Annotated in this window: 21 protein-coding genes; 7 read left to right on the top strand and 14 right to left on the bottom strand. The window is 69.4% G+C overall.

Annotated features, from left to right (window positions below; genetic code table 11):
- Window positions 1-7 precede the first annotated feature (7 nt).
- Together EXU32_RS13185 and EXU32_RS13190 are read right to left on the bottom strand one after the other, a co-directional pair.
- On the bottom strand, window positions 8-3,544 hold the full coding sequence (locus tag EXU32_RS13185; RefSeq protein WP_242612790.1) for an indolepyruvate ferredoxin oxidoreductase family protein: 3,537 nt from the start codon (window positions 3,542-3,544) through the stop codon (window positions 8-10).
- Window positions 3,541-4,446, bottom strand: a complete 906-nt coding sequence (locus EXU32_RS13190; RefSeq protein ID WP_130630315.1) for a 3-hydroxyacyl-CoA dehydrogenase family protein — start codon at window positions 4,444-4,446, stop codon at window positions 3,541-3,543. Before EXU32_RS13190 ends, EXU32_RS13185 begins: the two co-directional genes overlap by 4 nt.
- Window positions 4,447-4,566: 120 nt before the next feature.
- On the opposite strand from EXU32_RS13190, the gene EXU32_RS13195 reads away from it, so the two are divergent.
- From EXU32_RS13195 to EXU32_RS13205, 3 genes are read left to right on the top strand one after another with little or no spacing between them, the layout of a single operon-like run.
- Window positions 4,567-5,808, top strand: a complete 1,242-nt coding sequence (locus tag EXU32_RS13195) for an NAD(P)/FAD-dependent oxidoreductase (RefSeq protein WP_130630316.1) — start codon at window positions 4,567-4,569, stop codon at window positions 5,806-5,808.
- Complete coding sequence (locus EXU32_RS13200) at window positions 5,805-6,659, top strand: fumarylacetoacetate hydrolase family protein (RefSeq protein ID WP_130630317.1); 855 nt, start codon at window positions 5,805-5,807, stop codon at window positions 6,657-6,659. Before EXU32_RS13195 ends, EXU32_RS13200 begins: the two co-directional genes overlap by 4 nt.
- Window positions 6,659-7,627 (top strand): lactoylglutathione lyase, encoded by a 969-nt coding sequence (locus tag EXU32_RS13205; protein WP_130630318.1) that lies wholly within the window; start codon window positions 6,659-6,661, stop codon window positions 7,625-7,627. The genes EXU32_RS13200 and EXU32_RS13205 overlap by 1 nt, the downstream gene beginning before the upstream one ends.
- Window positions 7,628-7,702: 75 nt before the next feature.
- Here EXU32_RS13205 and EXU32_RS13210 read toward each other — a convergent pair whose 3' ends face one another.
- From EXU32_RS13210 to EXU32_RS13260, 11 genes are all read right to left on the bottom strand, one after another.
- Window positions 7,703-8,923 (bottom strand): CaiB/BaiF CoA transferase family protein, encoded by a 1,221-nt coding sequence (locus tag EXU32_RS13210; protein ID WP_130630319.1) that lies wholly within the window; start codon window positions 8,921-8,923, stop codon window positions 7,703-7,705.
- 85 nt (window positions 8,924-9,008) lie between these two features.
- Window positions 9,009-10,151, bottom strand: a complete 1,143-nt coding sequence (locus EXU32_RS13215) for an acyl-CoA dehydrogenase family protein (RefSeq protein ID WP_130630320.1) — start codon at window positions 10,149-10,151, stop codon at window positions 9,009-9,011.
- A gap of 42 nt (window positions 10,152-10,193) precedes the next feature.
- A complete protein-coding gene (locus tag EXU32_RS13220; RefSeq protein WP_207233799.1) occupies window positions 10,194-11,411 on the bottom strand; it encodes a thiolase family protein in 1,218 nt (405 codons plus the stop codon).
- Window positions 11,408-11,608 (bottom strand): ferredoxin, encoded by a 201-nt coding sequence (locus tag EXU32_RS13225; RefSeq protein ID WP_130630321.1) that lies wholly within the window; start codon window positions 11,606-11,608, stop codon window positions 11,408-11,410. Before EXU32_RS13225 ends, EXU32_RS13220 begins: the two co-directional genes overlap by 4 nt.
- Window positions 11,605-13,140, bottom strand: coding sequence for a class I adenylate-forming enzyme family protein (locus EXU32_RS13230; protein ID WP_130630322.1), 1,536 nt, complete (start codon window positions 13,138-13,140; stop codon window positions 11,605-11,607). The genes EXU32_RS13225 and EXU32_RS13230 overlap by 4 nt, the downstream gene beginning before the upstream one ends.
- 3 nt (window positions 13,141-13,143) lie before the next feature.
- Window positions 13,144-13,452: a hypothetical protein gene (locus tag EXU32_RS13235; RefSeq protein WP_068424639.1), complete on the bottom strand. Its 309-nt coding sequence runs from the start codon at window positions 13,450-13,452 to the stop codon at window positions 13,144-13,146.
- Between the two features lie 110 nt (window positions 13,453-13,562).
- A complete protein-coding gene (locus EXU32_RS13240) occupies window positions 13,563-13,895 on the bottom strand; it encodes a hypothetical protein (protein WP_130630323.1) in 333 nt (110 codons plus the stop codon).
- Window positions 13,896-13,908: 13 nt separating this feature from the next.
- Window positions 13,909-15,168, bottom strand: coding sequence for a vWA domain-containing protein (locus EXU32_RS13245; RefSeq protein WP_130630324.1), 1,260 nt, complete (start codon window positions 15,166-15,168; stop codon window positions 13,909-13,911).
- A 6-nt stretch (window positions 15,169-15,174) separates the two neighbouring features.
- Window positions 15,175-16,266, bottom strand: coding sequence for a sigma 54-interacting transcriptional regulator (locus EXU32_RS13250; protein WP_130630325.1), 1,092 nt, complete (start codon window positions 16,264-16,266; stop codon window positions 15,175-15,177).
- A gap of 9 nt (window positions 16,267-16,275) precedes the next feature.
- Entirely contained in the window at window positions 16,276-17,196 is a 921-nt protein-coding gene (locus EXU32_RS13255; RefSeq protein ID WP_130630326.1) for a VOC family protein, read from the bottom strand.
- A gap of 37 nt (window positions 17,197-17,233) precedes the next feature.
- A complete protein-coding gene (locus tag EXU32_RS13260; protein WP_130630327.1) occupies window positions 17,234-18,304 on the bottom strand; it encodes an amidohydrolase family protein in 1,071 nt (356 codons plus the stop codon).
- Window positions 18,305-18,425: 121 nt separating this feature from the next.
- Between EXU32_RS13260 and EXU32_RS13265 the strand changes: the two genes are divergently transcribed.
- From EXU32_RS13265 to EXU32_RS13275, 3 genes are all read left to right on the top strand, one after another.
- Complete coding sequence (locus EXU32_RS13265) at window positions 18,426-19,418, top strand: fumarylacetoacetate hydrolase family protein (protein ID WP_130630328.1); 993 nt, start codon at window positions 18,426-18,428, stop codon at window positions 19,416-19,418.
- Between the two features lie 72 nt (window positions 19,419-19,490).
- Complete coding sequence (locus EXU32_RS13270) at window positions 19,491-20,087, top strand: TetR/AcrR family transcriptional regulator (RefSeq protein ID WP_165399674.1); 597 nt, start codon at window positions 19,491-19,493, stop codon at window positions 20,085-20,087.
- A 19-nt stretch (window positions 20,088-20,106) separates the two neighbouring features.
- The gene (locus tag EXU32_RS13275; RefSeq protein WP_130630330.1) at window positions 20,107-20,706 is read left to right on the top strand and encodes a TetR/AcrR family transcriptional regulator; all 600 of its coding nucleotides are present in this window, start codon (window positions 20,107-20,109) and stop codon (window positions 20,704-20,706) included.
- A gap of 24 nt (window positions 20,707-20,730) precedes the next feature.
- On the opposite strand, the gene EXU32_RS13280 is transcribed toward EXU32_RS13275, so the two are convergent.
- A complete protein-coding gene (locus EXU32_RS13280; protein ID WP_207233800.1) occupies window positions 20,731-22,185 on the bottom strand; it encodes an aldehyde dehydrogenase family protein in 1,455 nt (484 codons plus the stop codon).
- Window positions 22,186-22,378: 193 nt separating this feature from the next.
- Between EXU32_RS13280 and EXU32_RS13285 the strand changes: the two genes are divergently transcribed.
- Window positions 22,379-23,185 carry an SDR family NAD(P)-dependent oxidoreductase gene (locus EXU32_RS13285; protein WP_130630331.1) on the top strand — a complete coding sequence of 269 codons (807 nt, stop codon included), beginning with the start codon at window positions 22,379-22,381 and terminating at the stop codon, window positions 23,183-23,185.

Genomic DNA, 23,185 nt, shown 5'->3' on the forward strand with positions numbered 1-23,185 from the left:
CCGACCCTCAGAGCAGGCCTGCAACCTCGGCCGAGACCGGGTGGCCGAGCTCGGCACGAGCCTGCACGTATTGCGCCACGTTGCCGAGCTTGACGCCCTCGTAGCCACGCACGATCTCGGCCGTCTCGGCGACGGCGACCGCGGTGTCGTAGCCCAAGGCATCGAGCCCGTCGGCCAGGCGTGCCACGGTCGCGACGTAGTCGGCGAGCAGGGCCCGCTCGAGGCGGCGCACGTGGGCCCGACCAAAGGGGTCGAGCGCGGTGCCACGCAGTCGCTTGGCCCTGGCGAGCGCGACCAGCGCCGGCCGGCCTGCCAGCGGGATCGAGATCTTCTTGCTCATCCCGGCGGATCGCAGCATCGGTGGGTGCAGCCGATAGGTCGGCCGGGCCGCGCCCGGTACCTGTCCCAGCGTCTGCGCCTCGAGGTCGGGGTCGGTCAGCAGGCGAGCGACCTCGTACTCGTCCTTGTAGGCGCCGAGCCGGTGCGCGCCGCGAGCCACCGACTCGCTGAAGCCGTGGGCCGCGTCGTCGTTGCCCGGGGCCAGTGACTGCTCGGCCACCCAGGCACGCTCGACCAACCGGGCGTAGCCGAGGGCGGCACCGGCCCCGGAGTGGGCATCCATGCCGGCCGCACGGACGCCGGCCAGCCGCCGCGTCTCCCCGGCCATGGACAGCCCGGCGAGGAAGCGCGAGCCGTCCGGCACCGGCGCCTCGACCACCTGGGCCCGGGTCGCGGCGCCGAAGGCCACCGGGTCGGCGACACTGACCCGTCCCCACCTGAAGGCAGACAGGTTGGCCTCGACGGCCACGCCGTTGAGCGCGATGGCCTGCTCGAGCGCCGCCACCGAGAGCGGCAGGGCGCCCGCCTGGACGGCGGCACCGACGAGGAGCAGGTTGGCCGCCTCGACCGAGCCGAGCAGCGCCGTCGTCGCCGCCAGCATGTCGACGGTGTGCACGGAGCGCGCCGCAGAGCGAAGGGGGGCGAGGAGACCTTGCTCGTCGGGGTAGGTGACCGACGGGTCGTAGACCATCTCGCCCGTGGGGGTCGGGCTCGTCGAGGCGATCACGGTCGAGCGGTCCCGGCCCAGCAGGGCGGTGTTCTTCGCCTCACCGGCGACCATGAGGTCGAAGGCGAGCATCGCGTCCGCCCGGCCCTCGCTGAGCCGGTTGTTCGCCGGCGCAGCACCGGCAGGCGCGAGGCGCAGATGACTCGTCACCGGGCCGGCCTTCTGTGACAGACCGGTCTGGTCGAGCCCCGAGCAGTGCAGCCCGTCGACGAGGGCTGCCGTCGCGAGGAGGGCGTTGACCGTGACGATGCCGGTGCCGCCGATCCCGGCGAGGAAGACGTCGAAGGTCCCGTCGATCGTCGGCCGCTGCGGGCTCGGGATGCTCGGCGGTGTGGCCGGCACGGGCGTGGGCAGCCTCGTCCCCGGGTCGGTCATGACCGTCATGAACGACGGGCAGTCACCGTCGAGGCAGCTGTAGTCGGTGTTGCAGCTGGTCTGGTCGATGCGGGTCTTGCGCCCCAGCTCGGTGTCGACCGGCTGCACCGAGAGGCAGTTGCTCTTGACGCCGCAGTCGCCGCAGCCCTCGCACACGGCTTCGTTGATGACGACCCGCATGGGGCGCGTCTCGACCTTGCCGCGCTTGCGCAGGCGGCGGGCCTCGGCCGCGCACTGCTGGTCGTAGATGAGGACGCTGACGCCCTGCACCTCGCGCAGCTCGCGCTGCGCGTCGTCGATGCGATCGCGGTGCCAGACCGTGACCCCGGGCGCGAAACCGGCGTTGCGACCGTACTTCTCGGGCTCGTCCGCACACACGATGATGCGCCCCACGCCTTCGGCGGCGAGCTTCGTGGTCAGCTCGGGCACGCCGAGACCACCCGGCGCGTCCTGTGCCCCGGTCATCGCGACGACCTGGTTGTAGAGGATCTTGTAGGTGATGTTGACCCCGGCGGCGACACAGGCCTGCAGCGCCAGCTGACCGGAGTGGAAGTACGTCCCGTCGCCGACGTTCTGGAAGATGTGGTCGATGTCGGAGAAGGGCGCCTGGCCGAGCCACTGCACGCCCTCGCCGCCCATCTGGGTGATGCCGGTGACCTGTGCACTCTCGCGGGGTGCCATCGTCACCATCGTGTGGCAGCCGATGCCACCGCCGCCGATGGACCCCTCGGGCAGCACCGTCGACCGGTTGTGCGGACAGCCGCTGCAGAAGTAGGGGATCCGCTGGGCGCTGCCCACGGGGGTGATCGACAGGTCGATCCGGGAGCGACGGGCAGGCGCGGCCGGCTCACGCAGGCCGACGCGCCCGTCGAGCCACTGTCGCAACGCCGGGACGAGCCGGTCGGCCGTCAGGCTGCCGGTCGCCGGGACCAGGGGCGTCCCGGCCCCGTCGGCCTTGCCGAGGACCCGAGGCTGCTGCGCGCTGCCGTAGAGGAGGTCGCGGACCTGCGACTCGACGAAGGGAGTCTTCTCCTCGACCACGAGGATCTCGTCGAGACCCTCGGCGAAGGCGGTGAGCCGCGACCGGCCGAGCGGGTACGGCATGCCGATCCGGTAGAGCCGGATGCCGGCGTCGCTCAGCGCGGCGTCGTCCAGACCGAGGTCGAGCAGTGCCTGCCGGACGGTGTCGAACTGCGCGCCGGTGGCCGCGATGCCGAGCGTGGCACCGGGTGCCTCGACCTCGACGACGTCGAGCTCGTTGGCGGCCGCGTAGGCCTCGACCATCGCGGTACGCGGGCCCACGAGCGCCGCCTCGGCCTTGAGGCTGTCGGTCGGCGAGAGCATGGCGAGCTGCTCGTAGCGCCAGGGCTTGCCCTCCCACTCGATCTCGGGGAGGACGATCCGCTGGGCAGCGAAGTCGGCGTCGACGGTGAAGAGTCCGTCGGCGACGTCGGACACGATCTTGAGAGCGACCCAGCACCCCGACACGCGCGAGAGCGCCACGGCGTGCAGGCCCATCGAGATGACCTCTGCGGCATTGCGCGGGTACAGGACGGGGATACCCATGGCGGCCAGTGACCGCTCGGAGACGCACGGGACGGTCGACGACTTCGACCCCGGGTCGTCGCCGGCGAGGACCACGGCACCGCCACGCGGGTGGGCGCCGTACATGTTGGCGTGACGCAGGACGTCACCGCTGCGGTCGACCCCTGGCCCTTTGCCGTACCAGACCCCGACCACCCCGTCGACATTGCGCGTCTCACCGGGCAGCTCGAGCTGGCTGCCCCAGACCGCGGTGGCGCCCAGCTCTTCGTTCAGGCCCGGCTCGAGATGCATGCCGTGCTTGTCACGCAGCGCCTTGACGCCGGCCAGCGTCTTGTCGAGACCGGCGAGGGGGCTGCCCTGGTAGCCGGAGACGAGGCTGGCCGTCCGGGCACCGGCGGCGGCGTCACGGGCGTGCTGCTCGACGAGGAATCGAGCCACCGCCTGGACGCCCGTCAGGAGCACCGGTCGGGCCCCGGCCTCGTACCGGTCGGACAGCTGGTATCCACCGGCCGCGGAGTCAGGCACGGAGGGAGCGGAGCGCTCGTCGAGCTGGGTCACCGGATGCTCCCCGAGTGATCGGAGCTGCCCGAGTCCTCGACCTTCTTGCCGGACTCGTCATAGGCGTAGATCCCGTGCCCGGTCTTGCGGCCCAGCCGGCCGGCGGCGACGAGGTTGCGCAGGGTCACCGTCGGCTTGAATCGGTCCCCGAGGGTGTCCTCGAGGGAGCCGAGGATGTGCAGGTAGGTGTCGAGCCCGTTGAAATCACCGAGCTCGAGCGGGCCCATCGGCCAGTTGAAGCCGACCCGCAGTGCCTTGTCGATGTCACCCGGGCTGGCCACCCCCTCCTCCAGCATGCGCAGGCACTCCAACCGGACCAGCGCCGAGATGCGCGAGGTGAGGAACCCCGGGGAGTCCTTGCGGCAGACCACCGTCTCCTTGCCGAGCGCCTCGCCGAAGTCGACCGCCCGCTGGATGGCCTCCTCGCTCGACTCCAGGCCGGCCACCAGCTCGACGAGTCGCATCATGACGGGTGGGTTGAAGAAGTGCATGCCGACGAGCCGGTGGGCATCCTTCGGGATGGCCGCACCGATGCTCGTGATCGACAGCTGGCTCGTGTTGGTCCCGAGCAGCGCGTCGACCGGAGCGTGCTCGACGACCTGCCTGAACACCGCCTGCTTGACGTCGAGGACCTCGATGACCGACTCGATGACGACATCGGCGCCGGCGACCCCTTCGGCCAGCTGGGTGGTGGTCCTCAGCCGCGCCCGGACGGCCGCCGACTCGTCCGCGTCGATCTTCTCCTTGCGCACGAAGCGTTCCAGACTCTGGGCGATGCCCGAGAGTGCCCGCTCGAGCTGGCGCTCGTCGAGATCGACGAGCGCCGTCTCGTGCCCTGCCATCGCCGTCAGCTGGGCAATCCCGCTACCCATGGTCCCGGCCCCGATCACTGCGACCCGCATGGGCCCTCCATTCCGGTCACGACGGACCGACGCATAGTCTGGCTGCTATTCCCAACACCGTACGGATATGACACTATCTGACCTAGCCGTACCATTGAAAGCCCGCCCCTTGGAGGACCCGTGACCGAGACATTCGTGGTGATCGGCGGAGGCGTCGGAGGCGGCACCGCCGCTCTGGCCCTGCGCACCGAAGGTTTCACGGGGCGCATCGTGGTGGTCTGCGAGGAGAACCGACCGCCCTACTCGAAGCCACCCCTGAGCAAGGGCGTGCTGCGCGGCCAGGAGAGCCCGGACCGGACCGCCCTGCGCCCCAAGGACTGGTACGACAAGAAGGACATCGAGCTCATCACGGGGGTTGCCGCCAAGCACATCGATCGCGACACCAGGACGGTCCACCTCGCCGACGGCCAGGAGCTCGGCTACGACAAGTTGCTCATAGCCACCGGCGGTGACGCTCGTCGGATGCCGGGCACCGACGGCATCCCCGGCATCTTCACCCTGCGAACCGTCGAGGACTCCCTCGCGATCAGTGAGCGGCTCAAGCCCGGGGCGCGCGTCGTCGTGGTCGGCGGCGGGTTCATCGGCGCCGAGGTCGCGGCCAGCGCGGTGCAGATGGGGTGCACCGTGACGGTGCTCGAGGGCCTCGAGCTACCGCTGCAGCGGATGATGCCGCAGATGCTCGGGCAGCTGTACATGAGGATGCACCGGGACAAGGGGGTCGACTTCCGCACCAGCGTCGCGATCACGGACTTCGAGCACGGCCCCGACGGCCTCGTCGCGCATGCCGCCGATGGCAGCAGCTACCCGGCGGACGTGATCGTCATCGGCGTCGGCATGGTGCCCAACGACGACATCGGGCTGCAGGCCGGGCTCGAGGTCAGCAACGGGATCGTCGTGGACGGTCAGTGCCGGACCCTCGACCCTGACATCTTCGCGATCGGCGACGTCGCCAACCTCCCCCACCCGCTCATCGGTGAGCGGCGCAGGGTCGAGCACTGGCAGAACGCGCAGCACCAGGCCAAGGTCGCCGCCAAGAACATGTGCGGAGGCAATGAGGAGTTCCTCGAGGTGCCATGGGTCTGGTCCGACCAGTACGACGTCACCATCCAGATCACCGGCGTGCCCGAGCCGCTGGACAAGGTCTATCTGCGCGGGGACGTCGACGAGTGGAACTTCTCGGCCGTGCTCGTGCGCAACGGCATCTTGCGGGGTTGCGTCGCCTACAACCGCACCGACGACGTCCGCGCGGTGCGGCGCATCATGCACGACGGCCTGTCCGTCTCACTCGAGCACCTCACCGACCCCGAACTCGATCTTACCGAGCTGGCCGACGAGGCCGCCGCACATAAGGAGAACGCATGAAGATCGGACGGTTCAGCGACGGCGGTGACCCCTTCTGGGCGGTCGTCGACCTCGAGGCCCGCACCATCGACCCGGTCGAAGACTCGATCGGGTCCTGGGGCCCGATCGTGTGCGCCGACGGGCCGGGCGCCCTCACCCGCTCGGGGGCGCAGCGACCACTCGACGGGCTGGCGGTTCTGGCGCCGGTCGAGGAATCCGCCAAGGTCATCTGCCTCGGCGCGACCTACGCCAAGCACGTCACCGGCCTCGGAGTGCAGTCCCACGACAAGCCGGCCGGCTTCTGGAAGCACTTCGATGCCCTCGTCGGACCCGAGGACGAGATCGTCTACCCGGAGATCTCGGAGGGTTTCGACTTCGAGGTCGAGCTCGTCATGATTGTCGGTGACACGCTCGATCCGGGTGACCCCGAGCGCAGCATCCTCGGGTACACGGTCGGCAACGACACCTCCCTCCGCGACCACCAGTTCGGCGGCTCGGTGACGGGCATGGACATGTTCACCGCCAAGAGCGCCTACCGGTCCGCGCCGCTCGGGCCATGGATCGTCACTCGTGACGAGCTCGGCGACGGCACACCGGACCTCGGTCTGACCCTTTCGGTCAACGGCGAGACGCGCCAGTCGGCTCGCACGAGCGAGATGTCCTTCGGCGTGGACATGCTCCTCGCCTGGGCCGACGCACGCACCCCCCTTCGTGCCGGCGACGTCGTCTTCACCGGGACCCCCGAGGGTGTCGGTCACGAGGACGGCCGCTACCTCCAGCCCGGCGATGTCGTCGAAGCGACCATCGAGGGGCTCGGCACGCAACGCAACACCATCGGCCAACGCACGTCGAGCACCGGAGGCACTGCCTGATGTTCACCATGCTGCTCTCCGGCGACCTCATGGTCGCCGACGCCGATCGGATGGCCCAGCTGCTGGTGGACAAGGTGGGCATCACCGGACACCCCAACTGGCGCCAGGCCTTCCCCGGCCACCCCTACGTCGCTCACTTCCTGCGCACCCACAAGTCGCTCGCCGTGGCACCCACCCGCGTCGAGCCGCAGGGGCACCTCGATGCGGACAACCCGGGCGACCCGATGTTCCCGATCTACCTGCACTCCCTCGAGGAGCTGCAGGGCGTCACGCGGCCGATCAAGACGCACGCCACGGTGCTCATCACCGATGACTTGAAGGGGGTGACCCAGCGCCTGCACGAGCGTCGGGTCCCCTTCCGCCTGGCCCGACGCACCCCGGAGATGCCCTTCGACCGGCTGTGGGTCGGCTGCCTCCCCGAGGACCCGCGCTACACACCCGAGGTGGACGGCGGGCTGTGCATCGAGATCATGGGCCTGGAGCCCTTGCAAATGCCCGACGCCGTCTTCCAGACGCCGGCGGCGGAGCCTCGCGACCCCGCACCCAGCGACCTCGTCCGGGTCGTCGCGCGCGGGTTCCTGGTCCGCGACCTCGATGACGTCCTGGAGCGGCTGCGCACCAACCTCGACTGGTCCCCCGAGACCGTCGAGACCTTCGAGGACGAGGGCCTGCGACGCGCCCGGATGACCTTCGCCCTGGGCCACAGCGCGAGCCTCGACCTCATCGAGCCGACCCGGTGGGACACCGAGGAGGGCCTCTTCCTGCACAACTGGGGGCCGGGCCCCTACTACATCCGGCTCTCGACGATCGACCTCGACGCCAAGGCCGCTGACCTCGACGCCCGTGGCACCCGCTACCAGCGCATCAGCGGCTTGGACTCCGTCGACGGCGACCTGCTGCGCATCGACCCCGAAGATCTCGACGGCGCGCTCGTCGAGATCGTCGCCCACACCCCGACGCGTCACTGACGCTGCGGCACCGCACAGAAGTGGCCCCGGACGCTTGAGCGCCGGGGCCACTGTGCTGTCCGATCAGACCAGCGACTAGGAGATGTGGCCACCCTCCTTGAGGGTGATCAGGTCGTCCCACGTCTTGCCGAGCTCGAGCAGGACCTCCTCGGTGTGCTGCCCGAGGTCGGGAGCCGGACCCAGGTCCGTCGGCTCGCCGCCGAACTGGACCGGGCTCGCGACCGTCGCGAACTCGTGACCGGTGTTGGTCGTCACCGTGCGCAGGTACCCGTTGGCCGCGACCTGGACGTCGTCGTGGGTCTCGAGCGGGGTCTGCACCGGCGCCCAGACCCCCTTCATCGTCGCCAGCCGCTCTCGCCACTGCGCCATGTCGGCCGTCGCGAACTGCTCGCGCAGGATCCTGATGCACTCGCGGTTGTTGGTCTTGCGGGCCGTCGCGTCGACGAAGCGCGGGTCGTCGATGAGGTCGGGGCGACCGATGTGCGTGCAGAAGTCGGGCCAGAAGCGGTCCGACTCGAGCATCACCAGGGCGATCCAGCGACCGTCCTTGGTCTGGTACGCGTTGCGGGCGATGGGGTTCGGCCGGTCGTCGGGCCCGTAGACGGGGACGTCGACGCCCTCGAGGAGCTTGGAGGCCACGACATTGGGCGCGACATTCCACATGGCGATGTTGAGCAGGGAGACGTCGACGGTCTCGGGCCGACCCGTCGCCGCGCGCTGGTAGAGCGCAGCCGCGACTCCTCCGGCGATCGTCAGGCCACCCATGATGTCGCCGAAGGCCGACGGCTGCTCGGGCAGCATCTCGGCGCCCGGCTGCATGAGCGAGTCGTAGACCCCCCCGCGGGAGAAGTAGGACGCCCCGTCGTAGCCGCCACGCGAGGCCTCCGGACCGCGCACTCCCTGGCCGGTGCCGCGGGCGTAGATGATCGACGGGTTGATGGCGCGGATGTCGTCGACGTCGAGCCTGAGCTTGGCGACGGTGGCCGGGAGGAAGTTGGTGAGGAAGACGTCCGCCTCGCGGATGAGGTCGTCGAGGACCGCGCGACCCTCGGGCGTCTTGATGTCGATGCCCACGCTCCGCTTGCCACGGTTGGGCAGCTCGACGAGGTGGTCGGCGCTGGCGGTCAGGCCGGGAACGATGCCGGAGCTGATCAGGCCACGCTGGGGGTCACCTCGGTCGGGGTGCTCGACCTTGATGACATCGGCGCCCCAGTCCGCGAGGACGGCACCTGCCGCGGGCACAAAGGTCCACGAGGCCACCTCCACGACCTTGACTCCCTGCATGAGCGTGTACACGTGACTCCCGACGTTGACTGATTGAACAGAACTAATAGTATTGAAAGTGTCTCATCTGATCAAGGAGCGTGCAGGTCGAGACCCCTCAGAGACCGATGTCCTTGGCGATGATCGTCTTCATGATCTCGCTGGAACCCGCGTAGATCCGGGTGACCCGCGCATCGGCATAGGCCCTGGCGATGGGGTACTCGAGGATGTAGCCGTAGCCGCCGTGGAGCTGCAGGCAGCGGTCGACCACGCGACCCTGGAGCTCGGTGCAGAAGAGCTTGACCTTGGCTGCGTCGGCGGGCGTCAGCTCTCCCTTCTCGTGCGCAAGCAGAGCCCTGTCGAGGAGAGACTGCCCGGCTTCGACATCCGTGGCGCACGCGGCCAGCTCGAACTTGGTGTTCTGGAAGGAGCCGACGGTGGTGCCGAAGGCCTGTCGCTGCATGACGTACTCGACCGTGGTCTCCACGGCGCGCGCCGCGGCCGCCTGGCTGTTGACAGCGATTGACAACCGCTCCTGGGCGAGGTTGCGGGTCAGATAACCGAAGCCGGAGCCCTCCTCGCCGAGGAGGTTGGCCACCGGGACGCGCATGTCGCTGAAACTGAGCTCGGCGAGGTCCTGGGACTTCAACCCGATCTTGTCGAGGCGACGACCCCGTTCGAAGCCTGGGGTGTCGGTCTCGACGACGAGCAGGGAGATGCCCTTGCGCCCGGCCCCGGGGTCGGTCTTGACGGCGAGGATGACCAGATCGGCCATCAACCCGTTGGTGATGAAGGTCTTGGAGCCGTTGACGACGTAGTGGTCGCCGTCGCGAACCGCGCGGGTCGACATCGCCTTGACGTCCGACCCGGCTCCGGGCTCGCTCATCGCGAGGGCGCTGATCGCCTCGCCGGAGGCGAGCTTCGGCAGCCAGCGCGCCTGCTGCTCGGGCGTCGTCAGCTCCAGGAAGTAGGGCATGCAGATATCGGTGTGTACCCGCACTCCACCGAGCGCCAGGCCAGCGTGCTGGGCCTCCTCGGTGAGGATGACGTTGTAGAGGAAGGACGACTCGCCGCCGCCCCCGTGCTCCTCGGGAATCTGGACACCGAGCAGACCCAGCGCCCCGGCCTCGAGCCAGAACTCGCGGTCGGGATGCCCCTCCTCCATCCATTTGTCGTAGCGGGGGACCGCCCGGTCGGCGAAGAAGCGCCGGACCATGCTGCGGAAGTCCTCGTGGTCACTGTCGAACAGGGTGCGGTGCACCGGACCTCCAGGGTCGAAGGGGGGAATACTCGGGACGCCGACTCAGAGTCGCTCGACGACGAGCGCGTTGGCCATCCCGCCGTTCTCGCACATCGTCTGCAGCCCGTAGCGACCGCCGGAGGTCTCGAGGGACGTAAGCATGGTCGTCAGCAGCCGGGCGCCGGAGGCGCCGAGCGGGTGGCCGAGCGCGATGGCCCCGCCGAAGGGGTTGAGCCGCGCGTCGTCGACCTGGAAGTACCGCTGCCAGGCCAGGGGGACGCTGGCGAAGGCCTCGTTGACCTCGAAGTGGTCGATGTCGTCGATCGTCAGACCCGCCCGCTCCAGCGCCTTCTTGGTCGCGGGGATGGGCCCGGTGAGCATCGAGATCGGGTCGGAGCCGACGACGGCCGTCGACAGGACCCGGGCCCGGGGACGCAGACCGAGCTCGGCAGCCTTGGTCTCGCTCATGACGAGCAGTGCTGCTGCTCCGTCGGTGATCTGCGACGAGTTGCCGGCGGTGACCGACCAGCTGATCTCCGGGTAGCGGGCGTGGACCTCCGCGTCCTCGAAGGCAGGCTTGAGACCGCCGAGGGAGCCGGCGGTCGTGCCGTGCCTGATGGTCTCGTCCTCGGTGACGGTCGCACCGACCGCGCCCTCACCCTCACCCGGGACCGTGATGGGCAGGATCTCGGAGGCCATGGCGCCGTGGGCGGCGGCCGCGCGCTCGTGGGATCGAGCCGCGTACTCGTCCATGAGCTCGCGGGTGAGCCCGAACCGGGCCGCGACCAGCTCGGCCGAGACTCCTTGGCCGACCAGGCCCGGAGCGTAGCGCTCGGCGATGCCTTGCCCGAAGACGTCGACACCCATTCGGGCCGAGCCCATGGGCACGCGACTCATCGACTCGACACCACCAGCGACGGTGATGTCGTAGGCCCCGGCCATGATCCCGTGGACCGCGAACTCGACGGCTTGCTGACCCGATCCGCACCGGCGATCGAGTGTCACGGACGGGACGTGCTCCGGGAGACCTGCACCGAGCCACGCCAACCGGCCAGGGGTGAAGGCCTGCTCCCCTGCCTGGCTGACGCAGCCGATCAAGACGTCGTCGACGAGCCCGGCGTCGATTCCGGTGCGCTCGACGAGACCGCGCAGGACCTGGGCGAGCAGGTCGACCGCGTGCAGCGAGGACAGTGCCCCACCGGGTCGATCGCCCTTCGCTCGGCGTCCGCGGCCCATCGGGGAACGGACCGCGTCGACGATGACCGCGCTGGAGGGACTCACGACGTGTGCAGGTCGATCACGAGCTCGGGGCAGGCGTCAGCCGCCTCCTGGGCGGCATCCACCTCGCCCTCGGGCACGACGTTGGAGTCGACGTAGACAAATCCCTGGTCGTCGAGCTTGAAGACCGACGGACAGATCTCGGCACAGATGCCGTAGCCGCAGCACTTCTCCATGTCGAGGGTGACCTTTGTCGTCATGGTGTTGCCTCCATCTTTGCTGATTCCGTGGTGGTGCTGGATCGGGTGAGGTCCGTGACGAGCGAGCGCCGCAGGAGCTTGCCGGTGTCGGTGCGGGGCAGCTCGGACACGAGCTCGATGACCTCCGGGGTCTTCGAGCCACGCAGCCGGCCACGGGCGAAGTCTCGCAGCTCGTCGGCGCTCGCCTCGCGGCCCGGGCGCAGGACGACGATCGCGGCGATGCGCTGGCCCCACTCCTCGTCGGGAAGGCCGACGACGGCCACCTCGGAGACCGCGGGGTGCTGCTCGAGCGCGGCCTCGATCTCGGCCGGCGCGATGTTCTCACCACCCCTGATGATCGTGTCGTCGGCTCGACCCTTGACGAAGAGGAAACCGGCGTCGTCGACGTAGGCCAGGTCGCGGGTGGCGAACCAGCCGTCGGTCTGCTCGGTGGTGCGACCGCGGTACTCGCCCGAGACCTGGTCACCACGGACGAAGAGGTTTCCGGCCCGGCCCGCGGGCAGGACCGTGCCGTGGTCGTCGCGGACCTCCACCTCGATGCCGGGGACCGGGCGGCCCACCGAGTCGAGCCGGGCCCGCACCGCCGGGTCACCGCTGGCGACCGCCTCGCGGTGGTCCTCTGGACCCAGGACGGCGATCGTCGACGAGGTCTCGGTCAGGCCGTAGGCGTTGACGAAGTTGGTGTCAGGGAAGAGGTCGAGAGCGCGCTCGATGATGCGCCTGGGCATCGGGGCGCCGCCGTAGGCGATCGAGCGCAGGGCCGGACCGTGCATGGCGCCGGTGTCGTCGAGCTTCTCCACGACCCGCGCGAGCATCGTCGGCACGACGAGTGCCTGGGTCACACCCTCGTCCCTCACCGTGTCGATCCAGCCCTCGGGCGTGAAGCGGCTGAGGTGGACCACCCGGCGACCTGCGTAGATGTTGGTGATCGTGTTGGCCACACCCGCGATGTGGTAGGGCGGGACACTCACCAGGCTGCAGTCACCGGGGTCGGCGGCGCCGAACTCGATGGTCGTCAGGACGTACGAGGTGAGGTGCTTGTGGCGGAGCACGGCAGCCTTGGGCGCCGCCGTGGTGCCGCTCGTGTAGAGGAGCAGGGCGATGTCGTCGGGATCCCCTGGGAAGGAGTCGTCGGCGCCCGCCTGCTCTTCGTCGGTGAGCGCGAGCCATCCCGCCGGAGTCGTCGACATCTCAGGGTCGACCGCGAGCTGGTCGAGCAGGTCCTGGTCTGCGATGACGTAGGCCGGGGCGTTCTGGCTGATGAGTTCGCTCAGCTGCTCGCGAGCGAGTCGGTAGTTGAGCGGGACGAGCGGGACCCTCGCCCGGCTCGCGGCAAAGAGCGCCGTGGGGAAGGCCTCGTCGATCACCGCGATGTAGACCACGTGTGCCGCACCCGTGGTCCGCAGCACTGCGGCGCCGTTGGCAGCGCGCCGCTGCAGGTCGGCAGCGGTCAGTCCGTCGCCGTGTCGGCCGACGAGGACCCGGTCGGGGTCGCCGGACACCGCCATGTCGAGCAGGAGGTCGAGGTTCATGGTTCAGTCCGAGGAGGGCAGGGTCTTGGCGCCCTTGACGGTCAGGTCGCGGCCGGCCAGCGCCAACGGGCCAGCGCCACCCTTGGTGCAGAGCAGCTCGATGCCGGAATCCTCGTCCACGTAGCGCTTGCCGAGGAGGACCTCCTCGCCCGAGCCACCACTGCCCGGCGCGGAGTCGATGTCGAGCAACGGCTGCCCGCCGCAGGTGAGCGCCGCCGACTCGGCGCCGGAGCCAGCCCGCACGATGACGACCTCGACCTCTGAGACGGAACTGCGCAGACGAGCACCGGGCTTGATGACGACACTGGACATGACCTGTTCCACCACCTTTCTGAACGACGATGTATTCGGTCAACCGTAACACTATGTGTTATTTCTGTATACCCGGTTCCGATCAGGCCCCACGCCCGGGTACGGCCCCGCTAGATGTCGTCGACACCCGGCAGGTCGCGCAGTGCACCGAAGGCCCGCGCCCGCTCGGGGCCCACGCCGTCGGCGCGTTGCTCGAGCGCCTCGTCACAGGTGAGGTCGGCAGCCAACCATGCGGCCACCTCTGGGAGTGGCACTCCGGCGCGCCACCACTCGTCGATGACCTCACCGGGCTTGATGCCATCGCGCTGCAGCCGGCTGGCCAGGTCCGGCGGGACGCCCAAGATCGTCCACAGCTGCGCAGACACGGCATCGACACCGACACGCACCCACTCCGGCCCGGCAGTTCCGCCGAGGAAGCCCATGATCTGGTCAGGCCCAGTCACCCACACGAGACACTCACCCTTCCGCGAGGTCAGAGAGGTCGATGTCGACCACCTGTGCCCAGTGTGGCGGTCGCACCTCGCCATCGACCAGTGCGACGACGACCCGGCAGCCTCTGGGCGCTCTTTCGGGCCAGTCCGTCCACCCGTCCGTGAGCACCACGACCACATCCGGTCGCGGCCGCAACCGTGCGGCTGCGCCCAGTCCCTCGCGCATGTCGGTCCCGCCACCGCCAAGCAGCCGGACCTCCTTCGCGAGCATCACCCGGCCGGCAGCGAAGGCCGCCGAGTCGCAGCAGAGCACGCTCACCCCGCGGCGGGCGACCCCTGCCGCGCGGATCACCCCGTCGATCTCAGCCACCGCCCGGTCGAGGTGGGCCTGCGACATGCTCTGCGAGGTGTCGATGACGACGGCCACGACAGCCTCGGGCCGGTGACTGCCGGGCAGGATCACGCCAGGCACGACGCCGTCCCTGCGTGAGCGTCGTCGATAGGTGTGGTCGACCCGGCCGGCCGCTGACCCGACGCCCTTGCGCACCTGAACCCGCAACTCCCTGCGCCAGTCCACGACGGGCTCCAGGCTTTCCCGGGCCCATCGGGTCCAGCCTCCGGGCACGTCGTCGTGCGCCCTGGCCCACCGGGACACCCTGCGGGCCGTCTCCTCTCGCAGCAGCCGCGACTCCTGGGTCCCGATGGCTGCCTGCGCACCTGCGCCCCCCATCGGCTGGCCGGTCGCACCACCGCCGCAGTCCCGCACCCCGGTCAGCGACACCCCTTCGAGCCGGTCCCAGTAGTCCTCGGCGAGCAACCCCTCGCGCAGGCCGAGCCGCCCGGCCCGCAGGTCACGCTCAGGGCGAAGGGCGTCTGGCAGGTCGTCGTTGACCTCGAGGTCCGCGGCGACAGCCCACCGCCGTGCCGGCTCGCTGCGTGCGGCCGTCGCCCTTGTGGGCGGGCCCCCCTGCGCACCCGCCGCCCTGACCCCCCTGGCCGGGTGGTCACGGATGAGATGGGTCACCTGGTGGAGCAGCCAGTAGGCGAGCTCACGGGGTGCAGTGACGGCAAGGCGCACCGGGTCGATGTGGACACGCCATCCGGCGTCGACGGGATAGCCGGCCAGGGGTCCGTCCGGGTCGGCCTGCGAGCCCGGCACCTCGACGAGCACGGGACGAAGGGCGAGCAGCGCGCTCGCGAGGTAGGGAGCCTCCTGCACCGCGAGCAGCCGGCCGGCGGCCCACCGCTCGAGGAGCTCACCCTCGAGGCGCGGCCGCTCCTGCACGGCTACTCACTCCGCCTTTAGGTCGGCGCGGGCCAGCAGCCCGCTGAGCGCGTCCACCTGGGCAGGGAGCCTAGCCCCCTTCGGACGTCTGCCCGCGAGGAGCCGGGCGACGAGCACGGCGGTGTCGGGAGCGACCTCTGCCGCCCTCGCGACGACCTGCCAAGCCCGGGCCCACAGGTCGGCGTCGTCGGCAGCCACGGCGTAGCTCGCGACCGCGGCCAGGGCCGCGTAGGCGCGGTCGCCCCGCGTGGGGATCTCGAAGGAGTCGGGGTCGGCGAGCACCTGCGCCGGGTCGGGCAGATCGAGGTGGCGCAGCCAGGACAAGAACTCGGAGCCGGGGCCCTCGCCGACCGTCCCACGCACGAGGAGGGATCGGACCTCGTCGGAGGCGGCCGCGGAGTCGCACTCGGCGAGCAGGCGCGCCGTCATCTCCCAGGTCCGCGGGCTCGGCCAGGAGCGGCCCACCTCCTCGGCGCTCTCGGGCATCCGGAGCACGAGGGCAGGGCGCACCCGGAGGAAGGCCGCGACCACGGCGCGGGCGCGCAGCAGGTGCGCCTGGTCGGGTCGGGCGCGCGACAGCAAGGTCGCGGGCGTGGGGAAGCCTTCGGTCAGGCCTGCTGCGACCGACTCGGCGCTGACCGGCCAGTCGAGGTGGACGAAGCGGTTGGCCATCGGGGCGGACAGGTCCCACCCGTCCGCTGCCTCTTCGGGAGGGTTGGCAGCAGCGACGATCCGCACGCCCGGCGGAAGCGCCAGGTCGCCGACCTCGCGCTCGAGGACGACGCGGAGCATCGCCGCCTGGACTGCGGGGGGTGCGGTGGTCAGCTCGTCGAGGAAGAGGAGCCCCTCACCAGCATCGACGAGCCGGCGGGCCCAGCGTGGTGGGGCGAACTGCACGTGCCCGCCGACGATGACGGGCAGCCCGGAGAAGTCCGTGGGTTCACGGATCGCCCCGACCACGACCTCGTGGGCCCAGCCCGCAGCCCTGGCGAGGTCGACCACGGCCGACGTCTTGCCCGTACCCGGGCTGCCCCAGACGAGCACCGGCACATCCGCCCGTACGGCGAGGACCAGGGCATCGAGCGCTGCAGCTGTCATGGGTCCACCTCAGGTAGGAGCATCCTGCGACTCGAGGGCGTACATGGTCGCGGGCTTGGGCGCGTCGGGGTTGAACTTGTGGCCCCACACCGAGAGGCGCTCGGGCTTGCCCTCGACGAAGGGGTGCGCCTCGCTGTCCTCGATGCCGCCCTGGATGTACTCCAGCGGGAACCCGGAGGGGGTGAAGGAGTAGAAGGAGATCACGGGGTCCTGGGTGTGCCGACCGAGGGTCGCCATGAGCGGGTACCCGCGCTCTTGCACGAGGTCGTAGGCGACTCCGACGTCGTCGAGGTTCTCGACCTCGATGCCGACGTGCTGCAGGCCGGCGACGCCGGGCACGATCGAGTACCCGATCGCGTGGGTGCGGAAGTTGCGCTTGGGCCGGTAGAACCGGCGCTTGCCGACGTCACCACCCGACCCGAACCAGCGGAAGCCGAGGACGTCCTCGACGAAGTGGTTCAGCTCGTCGCTCCACTCGGGAACGGTGAGGACCACGTGGCCAAAGCCCCCTTCGCCCGCGACGAAGCCCGAGTGGGCCCGTCCCGGGACGAAGGAGTGCGAGGCGAAGGCCTGCCCGTAGAAGAGCTCGTGCCGGATCCGGTCCGGTCCGTCGAGGTACGCCACGGCGTGCACACCCCGCTCGGCGCACAGCTCCTCGTCCCCGACCGTGTACGACAGGCCCTCGGCATCGAGGATGCGCAGGGCGTCCTCGAAGGCCGGACGGTCGCGCAGCTCCCAGCCGACATAGCTGAGACGCTCGGCCTCACCCGGCCGGATGGCGATGCGGTGGTGCCGCTCGTCCATCCGCAGGAGGAGCGCGTCGCCATCGTGGGGCCTCACTTGCATCCCCAGCACCTCGGGGGCGTAGCGGGACCACTCGTCGAGGTTGGTCGACTCCAGGCCGATGTATGCGAGAGCGATGATGTCCATGGACGAGTCCTTCGTGGTTGCGCAGTCGGGGGGGCGCTCAGCCGGCGGCGACGACGGGGTCGACCGTCGTGCTGAGCTCGATCGGCTTCCTGAGGTCGTCCGGGTTCATACCTGACTCAGGTAGCTTGAGCATGGGCAGCGCCGTGCGGTACCGGATCTTCTCGCGGTCTGCCTCGGAGAGACCGAGGCCGTCCGTGAGGTCACCCTCGTGCACGTCGGCTCCGGAGAAGTTGTCGCCGTAGAGAACCTGCTCGACGCCGACCTCCTCGATGATCGCGCGGCGCATGTGCGGGCTGTGGATGTCCAGGTCGTAGAAGAAGTTCGAGTTGTACTCGATGAGGTCCTTCTTGTTCTTGCTGTCCGGGGCCATCGTCTTGTTGGTGAGGTTGAATCGGCCCAGCTGGAACGGCACGAAGCCACCACCGTGGGTGATGAGGACCTTGAGGTCGGGGAAGTCGTCGAGCACCCCGCCGTTGGTCAGGTTCCAGTAGAAGAGCGTCTCGTCGCTGTTCATGCCGACGATCGAGGTGGTGTCGAAGGGGTCATCGCAGGCGTTCTTGCCCCACGTCACCGACTGGTTGTAGCCGTGCACGAAGATCATGCAGTCGAGCTCGGACACCTTCTCCCACAGCGGGCGGAACGCCGGGTCGTTGACCTCGCGGCCACCGAAGTTGCGACCGCCCATCATCAGGCCCTGGGCACCGAGCTCGGTCACCGAGCGCTCGAGCTCCTTCGCTGCCGCCACCGGGTCCTGGAGCGCCGCGTGCGCCCAGAAGTAGAAGCGGTCAGGGTTGTGCGAGCAGAACTCGGCCATCGAGTTGTTGGCGGTCTCGGCGTAGCGGACGGCGAAGTCGGTCTCGTAGTGGTACCCGACCATGTGCAGGGGCATCGAGAGGATCATCTTGTCGATGCCGGCGGCGTCGATCGCGGCCAGGCGGGACTCCGGCTGCCAGCGCTCGAGCATCTCGTCGAGCGTCGCGGCAGTCTGACGCTTGGTGCCAAGCTTCCAGTCACCGATCCGCAAGCCGTTGTCCCAGAACGGGCCCCAATGGTCGTGCTGGTTGAACAGGTCCTTGGTGAGCTGGTGCGCGTGCAGATCGATGAGCATGTTCGGGTCCTCCTAGGGGCCGGGATGGGCTGGTCCCATTTATGCACACGAGACACTTCTCGTCAAGACTGTCCATTCTGACTATGGTGGGGCGCGAACCGTCGTGACGAGAGGACAACCCATGCGATACGTGACCTTCGAGGTCCCCAGCCCGGTCGGCCCCATCGAGCGGGTCGGTGTCCTCGGCGCGTCGGGCAGCGTCATCGACATCAACCTGGCAGCTCGGCAGTACTACGCCGATCGCGTGGGGAGACGACGCGGTACAGCCATCGCGGACGCGCTCGTCCCCGCTGACCTGATCGCGCTCCTGGCCAACCTCGAGGTGGGGCAGGACGCGCTCCACCGAGTGCTCGACGACCTGCCGATCGAGGTCGGCAGGACCGACGAGCAGGGCGGCACCCTCGTCCACGCGCTGGACTCCGTCCGGCTGTTCGCCCCCATCCCCAGGCCCGCCAGCATCCGCGACTGCTCCGCCTACGAGCAGCACGTTGCCGCGGCCTCCCGCGGCAGCGTCCCCAAGCGCTGGTACGACTTCCCCACCTACTACAAGGGCAACCCCTTCGCCGTCCTCGGACCGGACACGGTCGTGCCGGTCCCCGACGACTCGGAGAAGTGTGACTACGAGCTCGAGTACGCCGCGGTCATCGGCCGGTCGGGCCGCGACCTCAGTCCCGAGCAGGCGCTCGACCACATCGCGGGCTACCTGATCTTCAACGACGTCTCCGTCCGGGACGTGCAGTTCCGTGAGATGTCTGTGGGGCTCGGGCCGGCCAAGTCGAAGGACTTCGACGGATCCAACCTCTTCGGCCCGGCACTCGTCACACCCGACGAGTGGGACCCGCACGTGCACCACACGATGCAGGCCTTCGTCGATGACGAGGAGTGGAGCAGCGGGTCGACGACGACCATCCACTTCCCCGTCGAGGAGATCGTCGCCCACATCAGTCAGCGCGAGACCCTGCGCGTGGGCGACATCATCGGCACCGGCACCGTCGGCGGCGGGTGCGGGCTGGAGCTCGGCAAGTACCCCCCTCGCGGCTCGCGGGTCGAGCTGCGGATCGAGGGGCTCGGCAGCCTGGCCAACACCTGGGGCGACGCCCCAGGGGAGCGGTAGACGGTTGCGGGTGGGGAGGTCGTCCTTCCTGTGGTCATGTATGTGACACATATTGGTGATACTGTCCTGTCCGTGACAGTTAACACCGGCACCCAGACCTGGGCACGCATCGTCGACGGTGCGCTGACCTCGCTCGCACGTCGCGGCCAGCACAAGTTCTCGATGACCGATGTCTGTGCCGAGTCGGGAGTCTCCCGAGGCACGCTCTATCGCTACTTCGCCAGCCGCGAAGAGGTGCTCGACGCCATCGAGACCCGCCTCGACTCGAGCATGCGCGAGCACGTGACGGAGGCGATCGCGGCCGACGCGGCACTCGAGCACCGCGTCGAGGTCGTCTTCACGGCGATGTCGGCCCACTGGTCGGACTTCCCGGCGCTCGAGCTGCTGGTCCAGACCGAGCCCGGCATGGTGCTGGAGCGGCTCGGTCACCACCTCGACAGCACCGTCGACTTCTTCCTCGACTGCCTGCACCCTGCCCTGGAGAAGGCGTCAGCGGTGCGCGACGGGAGCGTCACCGAGCGTGGTCTCGTCGAGCTGATGGTGCACAGCGCCGTGTCCGTCTGCCTGCTCGCCCCGGCATCCGACACGAGCCGATCGGCCCTCCTCCAGGACACGATGGCCGGCATCATCAGCGACGCGCCTACGGTCCGCCGCACTCTGGCCAGCTGACTCTCCTAGGCTGCCACTCATGAGCAGCCCCTCCTCGTCCGACACGACCGAGACCATCCTGGACGGCGCCATGCGCGCACTCGCGCGTCATGGCAGTGGGCTGTCGATGACGGACATCTGTCGCGAGTCCGGTGTCTCGCGCGGGACCCTCTACCGCTACTTCGCCAACCGCGAAGAGGTGCTGCAGGCCGTCAACGCCAAGATCCTCGAGGTCAACCGCGCCCTGTTCGACGCGGCGATCGCCGCGCGGCCCGATCCCGCTGACCGGGTCGAGGTGATGCTGCACACCATGCTCGACTTCCCGAGCCTCTTCCCCCACATGAAGGTCCTCTTCGAGTACGAGCCCAAGGCCTCACTCGACTTCCTCCACAGGGAGGCCGACGGGGTCATCGCCAGCATCGCCGGCTACCTCCGCCCGGCCCTTCCCAAGAGCCGACGCCGCGGGGCCCTGTCGGCGGAGGACGTCGCCGAGCTGCTCTACCGGCTCGTCACCTCTTCCTTCCTCATCCCGACATCGACGGCGGCCGAGGTCGAGGCGATCTTCATGCGGCTCTGGTCAGCGGTCGACCCGACGGCCACCCAGGGCGGCACGACGAGGGGGTCAGCCGCCGCCGACTGACCCCCTCTGACGACTCCCCCACCGTCAGACGGGGAGACCCATCGCCTTGGTCTCGAGGAAGTCCTCCAGGCCCTCGACTCCGTACTCGCGGCCGATGCCGCTCTGCTTGTAGCCGCCGTAGGGCGTGTCGGGGGCGGTGAAATTGCCACCGTTGACCCCGATCGAGCCGGTCCGGATGCGCTTGGCAACAGCGATGCCGCGCTCGAGGTCGGCGCTGAAGACCGAGCCGGAGAGTCCGTAGGGCGACGCGTTGGCGATCCGGACCGCATCGTCGTCGTCGTCGTACCCGATGAGCGAGAGCACCGGGCCGAAGATCTCCTCGCGCGCGATCGTGCTGTCATTGCTGACATCGGCGAAGGCGGTCGGCTGGACGTAGTAGCCCTTGTCGAACTGCTCCGCGCGCCCACCACCGATGAGCAGGTCGGCCTCGGCCTTCCCTTTCGCCATGTACCCGAGCACCCGGTCGAGCTGACGCTGGTTGATGAGCGGGCCCATCATGTTGGCCGGGTCGTTGGGGTCGCCGTACGGGAACTGCGAGTACACGGCCTTGACGATCTCGGACGCCGCCCCCATCAGCGACCTGGGCACCAGGAGCCGGGTCATCAGGGCACAGCCCTGGCCCGAGTGCATGCACGCGATGCCGGCCGCCGCGGGGATGACGCTCGCGAGGTCGGCGTCGTCGAGGACGATCGCCGCGCTCTTGCCACCGAGCTCGAGGGAGACCTTCTTGATCGTCTCGGCCCCGTTGCGCATGATGAGCCGGCCCGTCTGCGTCGAGCCGGTGAAGGTGACGTGGTCGACCTCGCGGTGCGTCGTCAAGATCTCGGCCACCGAGTTGTCCTGGGTCGTGATGATGTTGACGACCCCGGCCGGGATGTCGGTCTCGGCGACGGCCTGCGCGAGCAGGGTCGCGCTCCACGGCGTGTCGGGCGCACCCTTGAGAACCACGGTGCAGCCTGCCGCAAGCGCGGCGCCGAGCTTGGCGAGGTTGAGCTGAAAGGGGTAGTTCCACGGGGTGATCCCCGCGACGACGCCGCCCGGCTCCCGCCGGACGACGCGCTTGGACAGGGCGCCCATGAACTCCACCGGGGGTCGTTCGTACTCCCACTCATAGGACTTCATCAGCTCAGGCCAGTAGCCGAGCCACTCGATGGGCGGGTCCACGCCGACGGCATGGGCGAGCCCGACCGGCATGCCGACCTCTGCCGTGTGAGCCTCTCGGATGACGTCGGCCTTCTCCCGCAGCTTTTCCTGCAGCTGCGTCAGGGAGCGGGCGCGGAACTCGGGGTCGCCCGCCCACCTCCCTTCGTCGAAGGCACGGCGGGCCGCGGCGATCGCGCGCTCGACGTCGTCGGCGCCTGCGTCCGGCGCCTGACCCAGGACCTCTTCGGTGGCGGGATTGATGTTGTCGTACTCGCGTCCGCTCGCGGCGGCGACCAGATCGCCGTCGATCAGCATCTTCTGCGGCTCGATGTCCATTGACACTCCTTTGTGCACGGCAGGGCCTCAGGGTCCAGCGGCCCGGTGGTGGAACCGCACAACGGACTACACCTATTGAACATGAATTGTCTTGTATGTACATTGCAGGGGGTCCGCAACGTCGCGGGTACGAGCCTCTTTGAAAAGGATGTTTCATGGGCAAAATGGATGGTCGCGTCGGGCTGACGGCGAAATGACCGGCACCGGGCTGCTCGCAGACAAGATCGCCCTCATCACCGGGGGCGGCGCAGGCATCGGTCGTGGCATCGTCACGCGCTTCCTCGCCGAGGGCGCGAAGGTCGTCGTGGCGGAGTACGACGAGGAGCGCTGCAGCACGCTCCGCGACGACTACGCGGGCAACGACTCCCTCCACGTCGTCCGCACCGACGTGCGGGAGAAGGAGCAGGTCCTGGCCGCCGTCCAAGCTGCCGTCGACACTTTCGGCGGTCTGGACATCCTGGTCAACAACGCCTTCACCCTCTCGCCACGGGTGCTCCTCGAGCACAAGACCGATGACATGCTCGACGGCACCCTGCACGCCGGCCTGTGGGCTGCATGGTGGGGCATGCAGGCAGCTCGGCCGATCATGGCCGAGCGCGGTGGCGGCGCGGTCGTCAACTTCTACTCGATCGACGTGGAGACCGCCGCCTGGCTCAACTCCGACTACGTCGTGACCAAGTCGGCCCTCCTCGGGCTGACCCGCAGCTCGGCCCACGAGTGGGGCCGCTTCGGGATCCGGGTCAACTCGATCGCCCCGACCGCCATGGGTACCCACTTCAATGCCTTGGCCGCCGAGCACCCCGGCTTCGCCGAGGCCTCCGCAGCACGCAAGCCCCTGGGCCGCAATGGTGACCCCGAGCTCGACATCGCCCCGGTCGTCGTCTTCCTCGCCTCCGAGATGTCGCGCTTCGTGACCGGCGAGCTGATCCACGCCGACGGCGGGTTGCACATGCCCGGCTACGACTCGCGTCCCGCTGACCTCGGCGCGCTGGGCGGATGA

Origin of the sequence: Janibacter limosus (genome assembly GCF_004295485.1) — a bacterium.
Lineage (GTDB): Bacteria > Actinomycetota > Actinomycetes > Actinomycetales > Dermatophilaceae > Janibacter > Janibacter limosus_A.